We start from the raw sequence: 15,760 nt of genomic DNA, 5'->3' as shown, positions 1-15,760 counted from the left end.
TCACCCTCACCCGCACCCGGGCGCGTCGGATCGCCCGCATACTGCAGTCATGGACCAGCGCACCGAACTCAGCGAGTTCCTCCGATCCCGCCGCGCCCGGCTGCGGCCCGAGGACGTGGGCCTGCCGGACACCACCACCCGCCGGCGGGTACCCGGACTGCGCCGCGAGGAGCTGGCCCAGCTGGCCGGAGTCAGCACCGCCTACTACACCAGGCTCGAACAGGGCCACGGCGAGAACGTCTCCACCGCCGTCCTCGATGCCATCGCCCGGGTACTGCGGCTCAGCCCCGCCGAGCGCGACCACCTCGGCCGGCTCACCAAGCCCGCCCGCCGCCGCGCCGGCCGCGCCGCCGCCCGTCCGCAGCGGGTCCGGCCCGCGCTGCAGCAGCTGCTGGACGCGATGGAGGGCGTGCCCGCGTACGTGCTCGGGCGGCGGCTGGACATCATCGCCTGGAACCGGCTCGGCACCGCCCTGCTCGGCGACTTCGCCACGATGCTGCCCGAGCAGCGCAACATGGCCTGGCACGTCTTCCTCGACCCGGCCGCGCGCGAGCTCTACCAGGACTGGGAGACCAAGGCCACCGACGTGGTCGGCATCCTGCGGCTGGATGCCGGGCGCGACCCGGACGACCCCCGGCTCGCCTCGCTGATCGGCGAACTCTCCGTCAAGAGCGATGACTTCCGTCGCCTGTGGGCCACCCACCAGATCCAGGACAAGGGCCACGGCACCAAGCACCTGCACCACCCGGTGGTCGGCCGGCTCACCCTGCAGTACGAGACGCTGCGCCCGGCCGGGGACGGCGACCAGGTACTGGTCACCTACCACGCCGAACCGGGCTCCGCCTCCGCCGAGTCCCTTCGGCTGCTGGCCAGTTGGGCGGCCACCGAGCTGCGCGCGGAGTCCGCGGACGCGGCCGAGCGGACCGCCGAGCAGCGCCGATAGGCGTTTCGACCGGTTCGTCGACCGGTTCGTCGATGCAGGGCCGATGGTCCCGGGTCCGCCCGGGGCGATCGGCCCTTCTCGCGCCCGGTGGGCGGCAGTTGACTGGGCAGGTCATGGACAACAGCAGCAGGGCCACCGCCACCGCCGAGTACGACCGTCTGATCGCCCGCCACCACGCGATGCGACTGCGGCGCCAACTCCTCACCCCCGCCTCGCCGTCGGGGCCCGGATCCGGAGCCGACCACGGCATCGGCGGCGGCGAGGGCTACGACGGCGCGAGAGACCAGTACCTGATCCGGCGCGACCTCGACCTGGTCGCCCCGCTCGCGGAGCTGATCGACCACCTCTACGCGGTCATGTTCCGCCGCCGCCCCTACCTGCGACCGCTCTTCCCCGCCTCGATGGAGTTCCAGCAGACCCACCTGGAACGGATCTTCCACCACCTGATCGGCCACCTGCACCGCCCCGCCGAACTCCACCGGACGCTCAGTCAACTAGGCCGTGAGCACCGGAAACTGGGCGTCCGACCGGTCCACTACGAGGCCTTCGAAGAGGCTCTGTGCGCGGCTCTCCGGCACCGGGCTGGCGAGCGCTGGACCGAGGAGCTGGAAGCCGCCTGGGTGCGGATGCTGCGCTTCGCCGTCGGCGCGATGGTCGCCGGCGCCGACTCCGCGCTCACCGAACCCCCGTACTGGCGCGCCGTGGTCACCGGCCACGAACGCCGCCGCCCCGACCTCGCCGTCCTGCGGGTGCGCACCGGCGAGCCCTACCCCTACCGCGCCGGACAGTACGGCACCGTCGAGCACCCCGCGCTGCCGCACACCTGGCGGCAGTACTCGATGGGCCGCGCCCCGCGCGCCGACGACGAGGTGGAGTTCCACGTCCGCCGCACCGGTCCCGGCGGCGTCAGCGCGGCCCTGGTCGAGCACACCGCCGTCGGCGACCGGCTGCGCCTCGGACCGCCGCGCGGCGGCCTGCTGCCCGACGTGGACGGCACATACGGAGGGGTCGAAGGCACTGTTTGATCATGCGGTGGGCTGGCCGGGTACTGGCGCGGGAGGTGGTGGAGGTCCGCTCCAGAGACGGAGGACCTTCACCACCTCCCGCTACGTCCACGCGGGCTGAGTGTTACCAGTGGTCGTTGTTTTCGCAGTGGTCATGGTGCCCGTCGTGGCCGTGCCCGCCGTGCCCGTCGTGCCCGCCGTGCCCGTCGTCGTCGTGCCCGTGGCGCTTGATCGTGGTGGGGTCGGTGGCGGTGTGGGTGGTGGTGTCACCGCCTCCAGTGACGGTAGCGGTGTTGGTGACCTGCTCACGGGCGTGGCAGGAGACGTCGACCGTCAGGGTGATGGGCGGGTAGCTCTGCCCGGCAGGCAGGATGTCGCTGCGTGTACAGGTGAGGGTGGCCAGAACGCAGTTCCATCCCGCACCGGTGATGCTGTCGGCCCGAAGGCCTTCGGGGAGGGTGTCGTGGACGGTGACCGGGGTGCCGTTGGTGGGGCTGGCCGTCGCGAGGTTGCCCACAGTGATGGTGTAAACGCCGTCCTCGCCCCGGATGAAGGGGTCCGTGTGACTCTTGGCGATGGTCAGGCTGACTGGGATGACCGTAAACGTGAGGCTGGTACTGCCGGTACCGCTGGCCCTGACGGCGCCAGCGGTGGCGGCGCCGCTGGGTTTGGTGAGGCCGGTGGTGGCGAAGGTGTCGATCATCGGCACCACCCCGTCGTTGACCTGGGCGACGTAGGTGGGTTGAATCGTGGCGGTCCAGGTCGTGGCCAGGACGATTGCCAGGACGGCCAGCCCGGTCAGCGTGACCGCCCCCGCCGCGCGGGCCCGCGCCCTCAGCCACAGTCGAAACGTGCCGCCCGTGCCGCGGCTTGCTCCGGCCCGCCCTCTCTCATGTCTGAACACCGACATCTCCGCTCCCAGCCGTCGATAACAAGCCGTAGATACTCATCGTGACATGGACATTACTTTAAGCATTCGTGGGTGGGCTCGCGAATACAGCACGACGGTGATCGTGGCGAGCGCACAGGGTCGACAAACGCGCCTGTGGGGGCGGGACTTGGTTGGTGTGGTCATCGGCGGCGCCGGAGGAACCTGGAGAGTAGAAGGCATAGGGCGGCGAGGGCGAGGGCTGAAAGCCAGGCGACCGCGGGGGTGGGGAAGTCCTCTTCCTGGGCGACCGCGGCGACCGCTCCGATGCTGCCGGGGGTCGTCGGGAAGGTGATGGTGGCGCGGGTGGTGTGCTCGACCAGGCCGCTTCTGAGTGCGAGCTCCGCTGTCCACGGGCCGTTCGGCAGCGGTGCGTCCAGCGGGACGACCACCTCCCCACGGTCGCCCGGACCCAGTGTGGTGCCCGTCTTGGCGGCCGAGAACGGTCCGGCGTGCTGTCCGCCCGGCCCGTCGAGGAGGGAGAGTGCCCCGCTGATGTCCAGGGCACGGCCCCCCGTGTTGTGGATCCGGGCGCGAACCTCTTCCCGCCCGTCGCGGGACCGGGTCGGATAGAGCCGCTCGATCCTGAAGTCCGAGGGTGGCTCGCCACCGGGACCGACGTCGACGTACATGCGGACGCCCACCCGGCCCAGCACCGTCAGAGTGTGCGAGCGGTCCGTGGGGTTGCCCGTCTGCGCCCAGATGACGCCGTACCGCTCCCCGGCGGCGGCGTCCCTGGGTACCTGGATGGTGGTGCGGACCCGCGCCGTTTCGGAGGCCGCCAGATCCAGGCCCGTCGTGTCGAGTGATGTCCAGCCGGTCAGCTCGTTGGGGGTGTGCTCCGGCGCGAAGGTGAACTCACCCTTCGCGATGGTGGCTGCCGCGGCGTAGACGTTGACGTGCATCGGTGTGGACGACTTGTTGGTGACTTCCACCCGCCGCTCGATGGTCGAGCCGGGTGTAACGTGGTCGACGATGTAGGCATGCGCTCTGGGATCGGCGCGGCGGCTTTCCGGAGCGTCGAGCAGCTTGATGCTGATGGCCCTGCCCGCAGCCGGGTCCTGGGGGGACGGTGCCCCGGGCGCCCCGTGCGCCGCCGCCGGCATCACCCCGGCGGCCTGCACGAAGGCCAGCATCAGTAGGAGGACCCAGTGCCGTCGCGCACCCTTCATTCCGTCAGGCAACGGATTGGGTCAGCATTCCGTTGTAGATTCCGCCGACGGCGCCGGCGGGCACGTTGACGGCGACCGTCGGGTCCCAGGTCGCGGTGTTGTCTCCGACGCCGGCGGTCCCGGTGACCACCGTCTGCGCGGAGTTGCTCAGCGTCACGTTCGTTCCGGTGACGGTAATGGTGCCGGTCGTCGTCACCGTCCCGACCGTGTAGGTGGCGTCGGTGGCGGGAATCGTCTGCGCGCCGTTCACGAAGTCCGTCTCCGCCGCGGTCACCGTCCAGGAGGCCGAGACGAGGGCGCGGTCGTCGACGACGCTGCAGGCGCCGATCGGCGCGCTGATCGTGGTGCCGGGCGCTCCCGAGCCGAGGGCGGCGCTGGCCGGTACCGAAAGCGTCAGTGCGCCGGACGTGACGACGAACGTGACCGCGGTGCTGGGGTCGTCCTTCGCGGTGGCGAGGCCTGGCTGGACCAGGGCGAGGAGAGCGGCTGCGGCCGCGACAGATAGGATTCGTGTGCGCACGATCACTCCCGGAGTGGCTACCCGTCAGCGGGCATCCCGGCTGACGGCGGACCTGGTGATTGACGCGACTCAGACAAACGGTTGCGGCCTGTTCACACAAGCCGACGCGCGCCGCGTTCCGCCACACGAATGGCCAGATTTCAGCCGGAGTGAAGCAGGCCACCGAACCGGCCCCCGCTGCCGCCGGATGCGCCTGCGGCCGACCGTCACCAACGCCGATGGCCTCGCCCCCTGATGGGGACGAGGCCATCGCGCCGTCCACTGTCCTGCGGCCCGGGCCTGACCGCGTCGCGGACACCTACGCGACGCAGTACCCCGGCTCACGCCCGATCCGTGCGGGTCCGGTACGACCAGGTGCTCTACCGGTAGGCCGCTTACCGGTAGCAGTAGGAGTCGGAGGAGGCGTCGCCACCCGCCAGATGCGTCTGGTGGACGCGCAGGCCCCGGAAGTCGTCGCCGTGCGGGAAGAACCGCTCGTCGATGCTCAGTCCGCCGGCCTCGGGATCGGCGTCCAGCTTGACCATCCACGGCTCGATGCCGTCCGGGTAGAACTGGTCGTCCCAGGCGCCGTAGAGGGAGTTCGTCAGGTACAGCCGCCGCCCGTCCCGGCTGATCTCCACCATCTGCGGCGCCCCGCTCAACGGCCGGCTCGGCTCCGCCGGGTGCGGCGTGCGGGCCACCACCCCGCCGAGCCGGACGGAGGAGGCCAACCGGGGGTGGAACGGGTCCGAGACGTCGTACTGGAACAACTCGCCGGTGCCCCAGGCCGACACGTACAGCCAGCGGTCGTCCACCGACAGGTTGATGTCCGTCACCAGCGGCGGCACCGCCCCGAACGGCCGCAACGCGGGCGGCAGTTGCTCCGCCGCGGCCGGCTCGGCGGGAATCTCGATCACCTTGCGCGCGGTGAAAGCGGGCCCCTCCCGGTACCAGAGCCACACCGAGGAGGAGAGGTCCTCGACATTCGTCACCACCCCGGCGAACCCCCACTCCGCCTGCGGATCGTGCGCGGGACGCAGCTCCAGCACCATCTGGTACTGGTCCCCGAGATCGATCCGCTGCAGGTGCCGCCCGGTGCTCAACTCCCAGAAGTGCAGCGCGTGCCCGTACTTGCGGGCCAGCAACTGCTCGGGCAGCACCCCGTCCTCCACCATCCACGGGGTGCCCCACTCGCTGGTCACCCCGACATCGGTGCCGAGGTGCCACCAGACGTCGTACGCGAAGTGCTGCGGACCGCGCTCGGTCTCCCACGGGCGGAGCACCTCGAAGGTGCTGTGGTCGAGCAGTGCCACCCCGCCCGGCCCGTCGGCGCCCTCGGCGGACCCGAGGCAGGACAGGAACACGCCGTCCGGTCCGCAGTGCAGGGTGTGGGGGCGCGAATAGCCCGCCCTGGCGGCCAGCTCCTTCGCCTCGACGGTCTTGACCAGGCGCGGACGGACCGGGTCCGGCCGGGTGTCCATCACGTGCAGCCGCGACGACCGGAGCCCCGGGAGAAGGAGGAACCGCCGCTCCGGGTTCTCGTGGCAGGCGTGCGCGAGGGCGCTGGAGCAGGCGTTCCAGCCGAAGTGGTGCAACTCGTCACCCAGTGTGGGCAGTTCGGCGAAGTTGAGCACCTTCCCGTAGCTCGCCGACGCCGGATCCGTGTCGACGGTCAGCAACGCGTCCGGCTGCCGCGCCGACCGGTCGAACCCGGCCACGTACGCCAACGTTTCCGGCGGTGCGGCGATCGCCTCCGCGGCCGACCGGTAGAGCGACGGATCGGTGTGCCCGTGCTGCATGCAAACTCCCCAACTCGCCTTGTCCGTCCGGGAAGCGTTCCACATGAACACCGGCGCACAGCAGGCGCACGAGAAGCGGTCGGGAGGCGCGGACGGTTACCCCGTGCGGGGCGCGCAACGGCATCGCCGGGACCGTCGGGTGATCGACTTCGGCTCTCGGGCGCAAGGCTCACGACGGCGTGGGTTCCACCGGGAAGTGGATCGGGCTGAGCAGGTACTGCACCCGCTCGGGGCCCGGCCGGTTGGCCAGCCTGGTCACGATGGCCGCACGCAGCTCGCCGATCAGCTGATCCAGCTCCGCCGGGCTGAGCCAGAGTGCGTGCTGCCGGTAGCCCACCTGGTCGGCCACCGGGTCGGCCTGCTCACGGTCGAGATAGGCGTTGAACTCGGCCAGCAGGGCCGTCGTCGCGGTGGCGAAGGCCCGTCGGTGGTCGTCGGGGGTCAGTGATCGGATGGTCTCGGGGCTGATGGCGGCCCGGTCCTGGTGCAGCCGGTAGAGCCGTTGTACCGCGCCTCGCACCCTCTGCTCCTCGGCCACCTCCAGGATGCCGCCGGCCACCAGCAGGTCGATGTGCCGGTAGACGGTGGCCTTGGAGGCGTCGGGGATGCGTGCGCAGAGCTGAGTCGTGGTCAGCAGGCGTCCGCCACCCATCGCGTGAACGATCCGCAGCCGGATGGGGTGGGCGAGCAGTTCCAGGGAGTCCATGGCCCAACCTTCTCATGGCTGCTACTGTTCGCAAGTATGAGAATGGATGGGGGAAGGGCGCTGGAGGTCGCGGGGGGCTTCGCCGCACTGCTGCGGACGGAGTCGTTCGCCGAGATCGTCGAGCGGTTCGCGGCACCGCTGCGCGCTGCGGTCAACGCCGATGCGCTGCGGCTCGCGTGGGCGGCCGAGGCTGCCGGGCGAGGCGGGATCACGGCGATCGGGGAGCCGGTGATCGAGGCCGAGGAGACCGATCCGGTGCGCGTGCGCATCCCCGTGACATGTGCGGACGGTGGCTTCACCGTGGTCACGTCGGTCGGTGGTGACGGCCTGCTGCACGGTCTGCGGCTCGCCCCGGAGGACGGCGCGGAGTGGCAGCCGCCGCACTACGCGGATCCGGACCGGTTCACCGAGCGGGACGTCCTGCTCGGCACCGGTGCGCTCGCCGTGCCCGGGACGCTGAGCCTGCCCGTCGGCCCCGGGCCGTGGCCCGCCGCCGTGCTGCTCAGCGGCGGCGGTGCGTTCGACCGGGACGAGAGCAGCGGCCCCAACAAGCCGCTCAAGGACCTCGCCTGGGGGCTCGCCACCCGACAGGTGGCGGTGCTGCGCTTCGACAAGGTGACCTTCGCCCACCCGGACCGTCTGCCGCCGGACTTCACGATGGCCGACGAGTACCTGCCGCACGCGCTCGCCGCCGTCCGACTGCTCCGGCAACAGCCCGGGGTGGCCCCGGACCGGATCCACCTGCTCGGCCACAGCATGGGGGGCAAGGTGGCGCCCCGGATCGCCGCCGCCGACCCGTCGATCGCCGGGCTGGTGCTGCTCGCCGCAGATGCCCAGCCGATGCACGAGGCGGTCGTCCGGGTCGCCCGCCATCTCGCGGCGCTCGCTCCCTCCCCGGGCGCGGACGAGGCGGTGGCGGCGCTGACCCGGCAGGCCGCACTGGTGGCCGGCTCCGACCTCACGCCGGACACGCCGTCGGATCTGCTGCCGCTCGGGCTCACTGCCCCCTACTGGCTCGACCTGCGCGCGTACGACCCGGTGTTCACGGCAGCCGGGCTGACCTGCCCGATGCTGATCCTGCAGGGCGGGCGGGACTACCAGGTCACCGTTGCCGACGACCTGACGCGCTGGCAGGCAGTCCTGGGGGACCGCTCCGAGGCGGTCATCCGGATCCACCAGGATTCCAATCATCTCTTCTTCTCCGGCAGTGGCCGCTCCACTCCGGCCGAGTACGCGCGACCGGGGCACGTCGAGCCGGCGGTGGTCGACGACATCGCGACGTGGCTGGCGCGGCGCTAGGAACGGGCAGGAATGGCGGGCGGATCCCGGCGGATCCCGGCCGAACCGGAGGGGCAAGCTCCGCACGCGACCCCGCCGCCGAGCGCTCCGCCCCTACCGGCCGGTATCGTCGTGGCTCGGAACGGGTGGTCACCTGCCGTAACGGGCGGGCGGAGCAGAGGGACGGGTTCAGGGCAGATGGAGTTTCGGGAAGACATCCTCGGTGCCCCCTACGAGGCGGCCGAGCTGACGCTGCGGGCCGATGACGAGGGCGCCGTCTGCGCGACCCTGGTGCGCCGGGTGGTGCCGGGGGCGGACCGGGCCGTCCTCTACATCCACGGGTACAACGACTACTTCTTCCAAACCAATCTGGCGGACCACTACACCGACCTCGGCTTCTCCTTCTACGCCCTCGACCTGCGCAAGTACGGCCGCTCCCTGCGGCCGCACCAGTCGCCGAACTTCGTCCGGGACCTCGCCGAGTACGACGAGGAGATCGACGAGGCGGTGCGGATCATCCGGGAGATGGACGGGCACCGGCAGCTGCTGGTGAACGGGCACTCCACCGGCGGGCTGGTGGCCGCCCTGTGGGCGGGCCGACGGGCGGGTCAGGGGGTGGTGGACGGGCTGTTCCTGAACAGCCCGTTCCTGTCGATGCCGGCCGGGCCGGCCGTCCGGACCGCCGGGGGCCCGGTGGTGACGGCGCTCGGGAAGCTGGCGCCGAACCGGGTGCTGCCCTCCGCGCTCAACCCGCACTACACCCACAGCCTGCACAAGGACCACCAGGGTGAGTGGGACTTCGACCTGACCCTCAAGCGCCCCGAGAGCTTCCCGCTGTACGCGGGCTGGCTGTCCGCGATCCACCAGGGGCACCGGCAGCTGCGGCGCGGGCTCGGAATCGACGTGCCGGTGCTGCTGATGGCCTCGACGCGGTCGATCTCCACCACCAAGTGGCACACCGCCCTGCACCATGCCGACGCCGTGCTGCGCGCCGACGACATCGCCGCCGAGGGGCCGCGGCTGGGCCGGCACGTGACGGTCGTGCGGATCAAGGGCGGCATGCACGACCTGGTGCTCTCCGGTGAGGCGGCCCGGACCCAGGTGTTCGCCGAGCTGGACCGCTGGCTGGCCACGTACCTGGACGTGCAGCCGGTGGGGGAGAACGCGTGACGGAGGAGCCGGTGCCGGTCGGGCGGCGGACCGACCTCGGCTTCGCCAAGCTGATGCCGGACATCGACCGGGACGGCGGCTGGCTGCTCACCCTGGACGGCACTCCGCAGTCGTACGTCGACCTCGCCGATCCGACGCACCTGGAGTTCGAGTACACCCGCAGGCTCGGCCACCTCGCCGACGCCCTCGCGCCCGCCGGGCGGCCGCTGGACGTGCTGCACCTCGGCGGGGGCGCGCTGACGCTGCCGCGCTACCTGGCCGCGACCCGGCCCGGTTCGCGGCAGCGGGTGGTGGAGGTGGACGGGCCGCTGCTGGAGCTGGTCGCCGAGCACCTGCCCTGGCAGGGGCCCGGGGCGGACATCACCGCGACGGTCGGCGACGCCCGGGAGGCGCTGGCCGCGACGTCGGCGGGCAGCCAGGACCTGGTGATCGCGGACGTCTTCCACGGTTCCCGTACCCCGGCGCACCTGACCTCGGTGGAGTTCCTGCGGCTGGCCGCGAGCGCGCTGCGCGAGGGCGGCTGCTACGCCGCCAACCTGGCGGACGGTCCGCCGCTGGCCTTCGCCAGGGCGCAGGCGGCGACGGTGCGGTCGGTGTTCCCGTACGTCTGCCTGGTCGCGGAGGCCCCGGTGCTGCGCGGGCGCCGGTACGGCAACATCCTGCTGGCCGGTTCGACGGCGCCGCTGCCGGTGACGGAGCTGAGCCGGCTGCTGGCGGGTGACATCTTCCCGGCCCGCCTCACCGAGGGCGAGGACCTCTCCGCCCTGGTCGGTCGTACCGCCCCGGTCACGGACGCGAACGCCACCGACTCCCCGCCCCCGCCGGACGGCGCCTTCAGCATCGGCTGAGGCACGGGCGGGGCACGGGCGGGGCACGGGACGCGCCGCGCGTCGGCCCGTGCCCCGCCGCGCCCGGGGTGTCAGAATCGGCGGGTTCATGCCGGAGTGTGGTGCACGTTGGAGGGAGTGAGCGATGAGCGGCGGGGAGCGGCCCGAGTTGGGGCAGGTGCCGGAGACGGCGCTGTGGACGCTGTGGTACCGGGCGGTGGAGGCCCGGCGGTCGGACGGGCTGCTGCACGACCCGAAGGCGGTGGAGTTGGTCGACCGGATCGACTACCCCTTCGCCGAGCGGTTCGGCACCAGTGGCAGCCAGGCCCAGCTCCAGGCCCTGCGCGCGGCCTGCTTCGACCGGGAGGTGGCCGACTTCCTGGCCCGGGAGCCGCGCGGCACCGTGGTCTGTCTGGGTGAGGGCCTGGAGACCCAGTACTGGCGGGTCGACAACGGGCGGGCCCGCTGGCTGAGCGTGGACCTGCCGGAGTCGGTGGCGCTGCGCGAGGAGCTGTTGCCGCCCGGCCCGCGCCAGCGCTACCTGGCCGCCGACGCCACCGAACTGGGGTGGGCCGACGAGGTGGACCGCAACCGTGAGGTATTGCTCAGCGCACAGGGATTGTTGATGTATCTTCCGCCGGCCCGGGTGAGATCCCTGATCGCCGGCTGCGCGGATCGGTTCCCGGGTGGCTCGCTCGTGCTGGACACCGTGCCACGCTGGTTCAGCCGACTCACCCTGAACGGGAAGCTGCGTGCCCACGGCTACCAGCCGCCGCCGATGCCGTGGGCGATGGACGCGGGCGAGCGCGACAAGCTCCGCACCGCCAGTCCGGCGATCGCCACGGTGCGGGACGTCCGGCCGGTCGGCGGGCGTGGGCTGCTCGGCGAACTGCTACCGCTCGCGCTCACCGTCCCGCTGGTGGCCAACCGTCGTCCCTCGGTCACCGTCCTGGAGTTCGCCGGGCAGCCCGAACGGTCATAGACGGTGGGCGGCGGGCCGCCGCGCGCGGGTCCGCCAAGAGCAGCAGCACTTGTTGACGCTCGCCTCCGGTCCGGCCGTCGGCCGGCACTCCGTCAGTCCAGCTCGACGACGAGCGAGGCGTAGGAGGGGATCATCACCTTCCGGGCGTAGCTGCGCGAGACGATGCGGTACGGGCGTCCCGCGGCGCGGACCGCCTCGACCATCCGGGCGATCTCGGCCCGTGCGACGGGCGCGCCCAGGCACAGGTGCCGACCGGCGCCGAACCAGAGCTGGCGCGAGCGCGGGTCGTACGGTCGGGCCAGGTCGAAGCCGCCGGCCAGGTTGTCGGCCGCGTAGGTGACGAGCAGGATCCGCTCGTCCCTGCGCAGCCGGCGGCCGGCCACGGTGACGTCCGCGCTGACGTGCCGTCCGATCACCGGCGCGGGCGTGGTCACCCGCAGTCCCTCGCGGACCGCGTCGCGGATCAGCTCGGGGTCGGCGAGCAGCGGTTCCTGCTGCCCGGTGTCGTGGATGAGCGCGACCGTGCGGGCCATCGCGCTGGCCGCGGTCTCGGTGCCCGCGACGAGCAGCAGCGAGGCAAGGCCGCCGGCCTCCTCCAGCGTGATTCCGGCCTCGCGACAGCGGCCGAGCAGGGTGTCGGGTTCGGCGCCGGCGTACGCCGCCGGGACGCCGCTGGTCAGTGACCTGACGATCTCCTTGGCGGCTTCGATCCGCTCCGGCGGCAGCTCGGTCGAGGCAGCCGTGTCGAGCGCCAGCGCGGCCAGCCGCTCGCCGGCAGCGAACGTTTCCAGGTACGTGGAGTCCGGGCTGTCCGGCGGGAGTTGGAGGCCCAGCAGGTCGGCCATCAGGCGGCCGACGACGAGCCGGGCGGCCGCGGCCACGTCGACCTGGTCCCCGGCGGCGAGGCGCGCCGTGACATCGGCGTAGACCGGCCCGGCGGCCCGCTCGACCAGGGCGGCGGAGTTCTCCTCGGTGAACAGGTCCCGCGCGCGTCGGCGCAGGTCCGCGTGGCCGGCGCCGTCGAAGAGCCGGGTGACGTACGGTCCGAGGATCTGCTCCCACAGGTGGCCCACACCGCCCTCGCCGAGGAGGGTGAAGTGCTCGTGGTCGTTGAGCACGGCCCGGATCAAGGTGGGTTCGCTCGCCACCCAGCCCAGTCGGGGTACTCGCCGGATCGGTCCGAAGGGCCGTGCCATGGCGATCCTGGTCAGCGTCCACAGGGCGGGCCGGCTGGCCCACAGCAGTCTGCTCTCGTGCCGTTCTGCCGTTGTCATGCCCATCGCCGCCCCCATCGTCACATCGAATGTCCGTGCGAGAAACCGTATCGCGGCAGGTTGGGCTATAAGATCGTCGGATGATCGGGGAGCTCGGGTGAGGCTTGAGCGCAGTGTCGGGGGGCAGCGGACAGTTGGTCGGGCAAGGCGGCGGGGCGCGCGCGGTGATCGCCGCGGTGGCGGTGCACCTGCCGGAGGAATCGCTCACCTCACGCGAGGTGGAGCAGCGGATCGCCGACAGCGGCCCCTACCGGCCGCGCCCCGGGCTGATCGAGGCGGTCACCGGAATCGCCATGCGGCACGTCGCCCCCGACGGCTGGCAGGCCTCCGACCTGGCCGCGGCAGCCGCCCGGAAACTGCTGGCCAACGTCGGCCTTGACGCGCGGGACATCGACCTGCTGATCTTCGCCAGCGCCTCGCAGGACATGGTCGAGCCCGCTACCGCGCACATCCTGGCTTCGAAGCTCGGGGCGCGCTGCCCAGTGTTCGACGTGAAGAACGCCTGCAACAGCGTGCTCAACGGGATCCAGGTCGCCGAGGCGCTGATCGCCGGCGGGCAGTACCGCAGGGTCCTGGTCTGCACGGGGGAGCTGCCGTCGAGGGCGATCCGCTGGTCGGTCCGGGACCGGAGCCAGTTCGCCGAGTCGTTCCCCGGCTACACCTTGTCCGACAGTGGCGCGGCCGTGCTGGTGGAGGCGGGAGCGGCGCCGGACGGGATCTTCCACCGGGCCTTCACCGCGGACTCCTCGGCCTGGGAGGTCGGGACCCTGCCCGGCGGCGGCACCGCGTACCCGCGGGACCCGGAGGCGACCTACTTCCGGATGGACGGCGCGCGGCTGCACGCGGCTTTCGAGGCGCTCGGCCCCGAGCTGATCCACCAAGCGCTAGCCGAACACGGCCTGACCTGGGCGGACTTCGCGGTGGTGGCGGTGCACCAGGTGACCGTGCCACTGCTGGAGGCGTTCCTGCGCAGGACCGGCCTGACCGCCGGGTCGCTGGTGCCGGTGCTGCCCGAGCACGGCAACCTCGCCTCGGCCTCGCTGCCGTTCCAACTCGCCCGGGCGTTGGAGCAGGGCCGCTGCGGGCCGGGCGACCGGGTGGCGCTGATCGGCCTGGCCGGCGGGGTCTCGCTCGGCGTCGTCTTCGCGCAGCTGTGAGTCCGATCGTGAGCTCGACCGTGAGCGCCATCGTGAGCTCGATTGTGAGGGAACACCAGTGACCGACCTGTGGGTGGTCGTGCCGGCCTACAACGAGGAAGTCTCGCTGCCGGCCACGCTGCGCGCGCTGGCGGAGCAGACCGACGCGGACTTCGAGTGTGTGGTGGTGGACAACACCTCGACCGACCGGACCGCCGAGGTGGTCCGGGAGTTCGCGGTCACCGCCGGCTTCCCGCTGCACCTGATCACCGAGGCGCGCAAGGGCACCGGCGCGGCGGCGGACACCGGGATGCGGTTCGCGATCGAGGCCGGCGCCCGGTACCTGGCCCGCACCGACGCCGACTGCCTCCCGGTACCCGGCTGGACGGCAGCCGTACGCCGCGGCCTGGCCGGCGGGCTGGAACTGGTAACCGGTCAACTGCAGCCGCGCACTGACGAGTTCGCGCTCAAGCTGTGGGAGAGCCGGCTGCTACCGGCGGTGGTCGCGTTGGCGGCTCGGTTCGGCAGGTTCCGGCCCGGCAACCGGGACCCGCAGTACCTCGGCCCGTACCTGATGTGCCCCGGCTGCAACCTGGCCATCACCGCCGACCTCTACCAACGCTGCGGCGGCTTCCCGCGCACCGCGATCGAGGAAGTGCACGAGGACCGCGCCCTGGTGAACCAGGTGCGCAAGCTCACCACCGCTTACGGGCAGGTCCCGGGCATGAAGGTCTACGGCTCGGTGCGGCGGCTGCGCGCGTTCGGACTGCGCAACACGCTGGCCTGGTACGCGGACCACCGGTACCGGCCGGATGTGGTCGACATCCGATGAAACGTCAGGAACAGGTCTGGGAGCAACGGGTGCAGCTGGCCGCCCACCCGTTGGCGTACCCGTTCATCGCCGCCGTGGCCCGGCGCGGACCCGCCGTGCGGGTGCCGGGGATCGGGGTCGTGGTCAGCGATCCGGAGCTGGCCCGGCAGGTACTGCTCGACCACGAGGGGTTCCGCAAGGACGGGCCCGGCTCCTCCGGTGCGCTGTGGACGCCGATTCTGGGGCCCGCCGTGCTGCTGAACATGGAGGGCGAGGAACACCGACGACTGCGGGCCGCGCTGAGCGGCCTGTTCACCCGGTCCCAGGCCATGGAGTTGTGCACCCGGGTGCTCGGACCGGTGCTGAGCGAGGCCACCGACCGGCTGGGTGCGGGCGGCGCGGTGGACCTGGTCGCACTCACCAGGACGGCGGCCGGCACGGTGATCGGCGAGCTGCTGGGGGTACCCGACGCCGCGGGCGCGGAGGTGTTCGAGCGGGGCGAGCGGATCGTGCGGATGGTCGGACTGCGGACCACACAGCTGACACAACGTCAAGTGGCACGAGCAAAGGGCGTGTTGGCCGGCCTGGTGGCGGCGGCGGGCGAAGCCTACGACCGGGCGGAGGCAGGCTCGATGATGGGGCGCCTGCGCGGCTACGGGCTCGACCGGGAACAGGCGCTCGGGCTGGCAGCGGCGTTCCTGCTCACCGGAACGGAGACGGTGGCGACCACGGTGCCCCGGGTCTTCGCGCTCTGGCACGACTCCGGGCTGCTGCCTGCGCTGCGGGCCGACCTGGAGACGGGCGGCGCGGCGATCGACGGGGCGATCGACGAGGCGATGCGGCTGATCACCCCGAGCCCGGCGATGCTGCGCCGGGCCGCGCGGCCGGGCGTGCTGGGCGCGACGACGGTGCGCGAGGGGGACCGGGTGCTCATCGCCACGGCAAGGTGCGACCTGGCGGCGGGGCCGTTCGACCGGGCGGCGGCCTTGGGCCGGTGCCCGGCGCACGATCCCAAGCGCCTGTGGTTCGGGGCCGGGTCGCACTACTGCATCGGTGCGCCGCTCGCGCTGGCCGAGATACGGGTGCTGATGCAGGCGGTGCTGACGGCGGGGGCGGAGCGAATCGTGCGGCGACGGGTCAAGCGGCGGGTGCTGATACCGACGTACGCGAGGCTGGAGGTGGCGGGCGGATGAGTGGCGAGTATGCGGAGATGCGCGGAGCACACGAGGAT

Annotated in this window: 15 protein-coding genes; 9 read left to right on the top strand and 6 right to left on the bottom strand. The window is 72.2% G+C overall.

Annotated features, from left to right (window positions below; all coding sequences use genetic code 11):
• The first annotated feature begins 49 nt into the window (after nt 1–49).
• Nucleotides 50–943 carry a helix-turn-helix domain-containing protein gene (locus ACGF12_RS09325; protein WP_393027539.1) on the top strand — a complete coding sequence of 298 codons (894 nt, stop codon included), beginning with the start codon at nt 50–52 and terminating at the stop codon, nt 941–943.
• Between the two features lie 113 nt (nt 944–1,056).
• Nucleotides 1,057–1,968: a globin domain-containing protein gene (locus ACGF12_RS09320; protein WP_393027537.1), complete on the top strand. Its 912-nt coding sequence runs from the start codon at nt 1,057–1,059 to the stop codon at nt 1,966–1,968.
• A gap of 103 nt (nt 1,969–2,071) precedes the next feature.
• On the opposite strand, the gene ACGF12_RS09315 is transcribed toward ACGF12_RS09320, so the two are convergent.
• The 5 genes from ACGF12_RS09315 to ACGF12_RS09295 all read right to left on the bottom strand — a co-directional run bounded on the left by ACGF12_RS09315 (nt 2,072) and on the right by ACGF12_RS09295 (nt 7,051).
• The gene (locus tag ACGF12_RS09315; protein WP_393027535.1) at nt 2,072–2,851 is read right to left on the bottom strand and encodes a hypothetical protein; all 780 of its coding nucleotides are present in this window, start codon (nt 2,849–2,851) and stop codon (nt 2,072–2,074) included.
• A gap of 167 nt (nt 2,852–3,018) precedes the next feature.
• Nucleotides 3,019–4,047 carry a peptidase gene (locus tag ACGF12_RS09310; protein WP_393027533.1) on the bottom strand — a complete coding sequence of 343 codons (1,029 nt, stop codon included), beginning with the start codon at nt 4,045–4,047 and terminating at the stop codon, nt 3,019–3,021.
• Nucleotides 4,048–4,051: 4 nt separating this feature from the next.
• On the bottom strand, nt 4,052–4,573 hold the full coding sequence (locus ACGF12_RS09305; protein ID WP_393027531.1) for a hypothetical protein: 522 nt from the start codon (nt 4,571–4,573) through the stop codon (nt 4,052–4,054).
• Nucleotides 4,574–4,941: 368 nt separating this feature from the next.
• Nucleotides 4,942–6,345 (bottom strand): selenium-binding protein SBP56-related protein, encoded by a 1,404-nt coding sequence (locus ACGF12_RS09300; protein WP_393027529.1) that lies wholly within the window; start codon nt 6,343–6,345, stop codon nt 4,942–4,944.
• A 169-nt stretch (nt 6,346–6,514) separates the two neighbouring features.
• Complete coding sequence (locus tag ACGF12_RS09295) at nt 6,515–7,051, bottom strand: helix-turn-helix domain-containing protein (protein WP_393027527.1); 537 nt, start codon at nt 7,049–7,051, stop codon at nt 6,515–6,517.
• 42 nt (nt 7,052–7,093) lie between these two features.
• Here ACGF12_RS09295 and ACGF12_RS09290 point away from each other — a divergent pair, with 42 nt between their 5' ends.
• The 4 genes from ACGF12_RS09290 to ACGF12_RS09275 all read left to right on the top strand — a co-directional run bounded on the left by ACGF12_RS09290 (nt 7,094) and on the right by ACGF12_RS09275 (nt 11,308).
• Nucleotides 7,094–8,350 carry an alpha/beta hydrolase family protein gene (locus ACGF12_RS09290; RefSeq protein ID WP_393027525.1) on the top strand — a complete coding sequence of 419 codons (1,257 nt, stop codon included), beginning with the start codon at nt 7,094–7,096 and terminating at the stop codon, nt 8,348–8,350.
• Between the two features lie 177 nt (nt 8,351–8,527).
• Nucleotides 8,528–9,499 (top strand): alpha/beta hydrolase, encoded by a 972-nt coding sequence (locus ACGF12_RS09285; protein ID WP_393027523.1) that lies wholly within the window; start codon nt 8,528–8,530, stop codon nt 9,497–9,499.
• Between the two features lie 53 nt (nt 9,500–9,552).
• Complete coding sequence (locus ACGF12_RS09280; RefSeq protein ID WP_393027605.1) at nt 9,553–10,347, top strand: spermidine synthase; 795 nt, start codon at nt 9,553–9,555, stop codon at nt 10,345–10,347.
• A gap of 124 nt (nt 10,348–10,471) precedes the next feature.
• Nucleotides 10,472–11,308, top strand: coding sequence for a class I SAM-dependent methyltransferase (locus ACGF12_RS09275; protein WP_393027521.1), 837 nt, complete (start codon nt 10,472–10,474; stop codon nt 11,306–11,308).
• A 92-nt stretch (nt 11,309–11,400) separates the two neighbouring features.
• Here ACGF12_RS09275 and ACGF12_RS09270 read toward each other — a convergent pair whose 3' ends face one another.
• On the bottom strand, nt 11,401–12,582 hold the full coding sequence (locus tag ACGF12_RS09270) for a cytochrome P450 (RefSeq protein ID WP_393027519.1): 1,182 nt from the start codon (nt 12,580–12,582) through the stop codon (nt 11,401–11,403).
• Nucleotides 12,583–12,695: 113 nt separating this feature from the next.
• Between ACGF12_RS09270 and ACGF12_RS09265 the strand changes: the two genes are divergently transcribed.
• From ACGF12_RS09265 to ACGF12_RS09255, 3 genes are read left to right on the top strand one after another with little or no spacing between them, the layout of a single operon-like run.
• Entirely contained in the window at nt 12,696–13,739 is a 1,044-nt protein-coding gene (locus ACGF12_RS09265; protein ID WP_393027603.1) for a 3-oxoacyl-ACP synthase III family protein, read from the top strand.
• A gap of 58 nt (nt 13,740–13,797) precedes the next feature.
• Nucleotides 13,798–14,550: a glycosyltransferase family 2 protein gene (locus tag ACGF12_RS09260; protein WP_393027517.1), complete on the top strand. Its 753-nt coding sequence runs from the start codon at nt 13,798–13,800 to the stop codon at nt 14,548–14,550.
• Nucleotides 14,547–15,722 (top strand): cytochrome P450, encoded by a 1,176-nt coding sequence (locus tag ACGF12_RS09255; protein ID WP_393027515.1) that lies wholly within the window; start codon nt 14,547–14,549, stop codon nt 15,720–15,722. Before ACGF12_RS09260 ends, ACGF12_RS09255 begins: the two co-directional genes overlap by 4 nt.
• The last annotated feature ends 38 nt before the right edge of the window (nt 15,723–15,760 follow it).

The organism is Kitasatospora sp. NPDC048296 (assembly GCF_043201815.1).
Lineage (GTDB): Bacteria > Actinomycetota > Actinomycetes > Streptomycetales > Streptomycetaceae > Kitasatospora.
Note: the sequence above shows the minus strand (reverse complement) of the source record. Positions and strands in the feature narration are given on the sequence as shown.